This is a genomic window from Cytophaga sp., from assembly GCF_051961495.1.
In the GTDB taxonomy this organism is placed as follows: domain Bacteria; phylum Bacteroidota; class Bacteroidia; order Cytophagales; family Cytophagaceae; genus Cytophaga.
In genome coordinates, this window is record NZ_JBQCDF010000058.1 from 1 (window position 1) to 3,540 (window position 3,540).

The window sequence follows — 3,540 nt, forward strand, 5'->3', positions numbered from 1 at the left end:
GGGTCAGTTACTGTAAGGGCACGCATGCCCATTGCTTCGGCAATCTTTGTAAAATCCGGATTCACCATATCCGTTTGCCAATCAGGTAAACCAGCAACTTCCATCTCAAGTTTCACCATCCCCAAACTATGGTTGTTAAAAATAATCAGTTTAACCGGCAATTTATATTGTACAATGGTCATGATGTCGCCCAGCATCATAGAGATGCCACCATCACCGCACAAGGCAATCACTTGTCTGTCCGGACAAGCCAACGCAGCGCCGATAGCCTGCGGCATGGCATTAGCCATAGAGCCGTGATTAAACGATCCTAATAATGTACGCTTCCCGGTTGCTTTTAAATAGCGGGCTGCCCATACACAAGTCATACCTGTATCAACCGTATAAATGGCATCTGCATCAGAGAGTATATCAATACGTGATGCTACATATTCCGGGTGAATAGAATTTACATTACCCGGATCATTAACATAATTTTGTAAATGTTCTTTTACTTCAGCATAGCCTTCCAATTGTTTTTTCAGGAAAAAATCTTTAGGCTGCTGAACAAGTAAAGGGATTAATGCGGCAAGTGTATCTTTGATATTACCACAGAGCCCCATATCCAGCTTGGCTCTTCTGCCAAGTCTTTCAGGGGCTGTATCGATCTGAATGATTTTATTTTTCACCGGCATGAAATCCGGATAAGGAAAATCTGTCCCCAACAAAAGAATCAGATCCGATTCATGCATGCTCTGGAAAGCTGCAGGCAAGCCCAGCAGGCCAGTCATGCCTATCTCATTGGGATTGTTATGCTGAATCCCCATTTTCCCTTTAAAGGAATAACCAACAGGTGCATTCAGGATCTTTGATAATTCAACCACTTCATCGTGTGCTTCAGCTGCGCCAACACCGCAGAAAATAGTGATCCTTTCGTGTGCCTGTAACATCTCTGCGAGCGATTGTAATTCATATGCATCAGGTTTTATTACCGGATTGGCACGATACACCTGCATGGCAGTTGTACTTTCAACTGCAGGCTTGTCTGTAAGGTCGCCGGGTAAACCAACTACTGCTACACCTTTTTTATGAATCGCATGCTGAATTGCGGACTGGAACATTCTTGGAAACTGCTGGGGAGTAACAGCAACCTGATTGTAGCAGCTGCAATCAGCAAATAATTTTATGGTATTGGTTTCCTGAAAAGAATCGGTACCGAATTCTGTTGAATGACAGGTTGAAGCAATGGCAATTACAGAAGCGCTTGATTTATGCGCATCATATAATCCATTCAATAGATGCACATGACCCGGACCACTGCTGCCTGCACAGCATGCAATACCGTTTAACTGCGCTTCCGCCCCGGCTGCAAAGGCACCGGTCTCTTCATTACGTACATGTATCCACTCTATCTCCCCGTTTCTGCGAATAGCATCATTGACGAAATTCAGACTGTCGCCTGTTACGGCATAAATTCTTTTGATACCTGCCTGCACTAACATGGTTACAAGCTGATCCGAAACTGTTTTTGAAAACATAGCTGTTAGATTATTATTTAAATATTTACAAAAGCGTAGAGCCGTCTGAAAGGGGCGCAGTAAGCTTTACATAAGATACAGATTTTACTTCTAAGTTGTCTGAAAATTCATACAACCTTGGCGCTCCTGTAGCCAGGTCAACATGTGCAATGTCTTCCGGTGAAATATGTTCCAGGTACATCATCAAAGCACGAAGGCTATTGCCATGTGCTACAATCAGTATATTTTTCCCTGCACGTAATTTTGGTTCTATTTCCTGCTGGTAATATGGAACAACCCGTTGATAGGTATTTTCCAGACTCTCCCCGCCCGGCGGTACTTCAGTAAAGCTCCGGCGCCATAACATCAGCTGTTGTGCTCCGTACTTATTACCGACTTCTGCTTTATCCAATCCCTGCAGGTTTCCGTAATTGCGTTCATTCAATGCCTGGTTTTCTATGACCGGAATTGATACCTGCATCTCTTCAAGAATGATTGACAATGTGTGAATAGCCCGTTTCAGCACAGATGTATATGCAAAGTCAAAATGATACGGCCGCAAAACAATACCGGCATGTTGAGCTTCGTGTTCACCGGTGACAGTTAATTCAACATCCGACCAACCCGTAAACAGGTTCTTAAGATTCCATTCAGATTGTCCATGCCGGACGATAACAAGAATAGACATAGGAAATATAAAGATTATGTTAAACAAACATTCTATTTACTATAATATAAAAAGACCCTCGCGTAAATAAAAGTCTGAGAAGAAAATGTTGTTTAATTAATTATTATTAATTCGTTTTCAACTTATGTTTTTAACATGTTTTTCATAAATTAAAGTTGATTACTGATTACTTTAAACATTTCTTTTCAACTTATTAAACCAGTTACACATGATACGTAAAGCAAGCGCCGTATGGCAAGGATCAGGCCTTGAAGGCAAGGGTACATTAACTTCACCGAGTACCGTATTAAAAGAAACACCTTATTCATTTAAAACGCGTTTTGAAAATGAAGATGGAAAAGCAGGCACCAATCCGGAAGAATTGATTGCAGCAGCACATGCAGGCTGCTTCAGTATGGCATTGAGCTTCCAGCTTACGCAGGCCAATTTCGTTCCGACGAAATTATCGACAGAAGCAAGCATTACCATGGTACAGGAAAACGGTGGATTCAAATTCAAATCCATACACCTGTATTTAGAGGGGCAGGTACCGAATATAAGCGAACAGCAGTTTAAAGAACTTGCAGACGTTGCAAAGAAAAATTGTCCGGTGAGCCAGGCTTTATCTGCAGTTGAAATAACACTTTCAGCAAACCTGTTAAAATAACAATAAGTAAACTACAGACCTTAGTACTAAGGCCTGTAGTTTACTTACCTATACTTTTTATAATTTCCATTAAGACGTGTTCCTACCATTTTTTGTACATACAAAAAACGTAAAATCGAATCACACTCCTTATCATTGGTTGATTGTTTGGCATAATAAATCTTTCCACCCTGATAATAACAAAGCGTATACCAGTATCCTTCCTTTAATTCCTCAAACATATTTCGCTCAGTATTGAAATCAAATTCCTGGGCTGTCACATACAATACATCTGCATAATCAATATTTGTTTCGTATTTATATATGGAAGGAAGTATCTTCTTTACAATCCGCTTGGTCAATGATTGATGTATTTTCACATAATCATCATGCAAGGTAAAGCTGTCTTTAAATAAATAAGTAAATATTAAATAGAATGCTCCTACCAGAAAAACTGCTCCTGCTACAGGTAGCAGTACAGCCATGAATACTGAAAAAACAATTACGATTGCATATAAGAACACTTCTCCAAAATAATTTAAAAAAGGAATGTAACTTCCGAATATCTGCTTTGACTTTGCAGGAGCATACCGTTTTGCTTTAACCATGCTGCGGGTTTCCTGATTGAAGGCACGACTTAAGATTGTAAACAATTCCGGCTCCTGTCTGGCAAAAACCTCAGGGCTTCGAAATAATATTCTGTTGCTACCGCAAAGAATTCTGAAAAATTT

At 40.3% G+C, this 3,540-nt stretch carries 3 protein-coding genes and 1 pseudogene; 1 reads left to right on the forward strand and 3 read right to left on the reverse strand.

The genetic code is table 11. The features are described from left to right. Positions 1-1,517: thiamine pyrophosphate-dependent enzyme (locus ACTHJT_RS02880; RefSeq protein ID WP_440236239.1), on the reverse strand; the 1,517-nt coding region annotated here is incomplete at its 3' end. A 25-nt stretch (positions 1,518-1,542) separates the two neighbouring features. Beyond that, positions 1,543-2,184, reverse strand: a complete 642-nt coding sequence (locus ACTHJT_RS02885) for a 2,3-bisphosphoglycerate-dependent phosphoglycerate mutase (RefSeq protein ID WP_440236240.1) — start codon at positions 2,182-2,184, stop codon at positions 1,543-1,545. Positions 2,185-2,392: 208 nt separating this feature from the next. Here ACTHJT_RS02885 and ACTHJT_RS02890 point away from each other — a divergent pair, with 208 nt between their 5' ends. After that, a complete protein-coding gene (locus ACTHJT_RS02890; RefSeq protein WP_440236241.1) occupies positions 2,393-2,830 on the forward strand; it encodes an OsmC family protein in 438 nt (145 codons plus the stop codon). Between the two features lie 44 nt (positions 2,831-2,874). Here ACTHJT_RS02890 and ACTHJT_RS02895 read toward each other — a convergent pair. Then, a pseudogene (locus ACTHJT_RS02895) lies at positions 2,875-3,540 on the reverse strand (hypothetical protein); the annotation flags it as partial.

What these genes read in the sequence shown, in the direction of transcription:
- ACTHJT_RS02885 (WP_440236240.1), bottom strand. Translation starts at nt 2,184, where the DNA reads ATGTCTATTCTTGTTATCGTCCGGCATGGACAATCTGAATGGAATCTT.
- ACTHJT_RS02890 (WP_440236241.1), top strand. Translation starts at nt 2,393, where the DNA reads ATGATACGTAAAGCAAGCGCCGTATGGCAAGGATCAGGCCTTGAAGGC.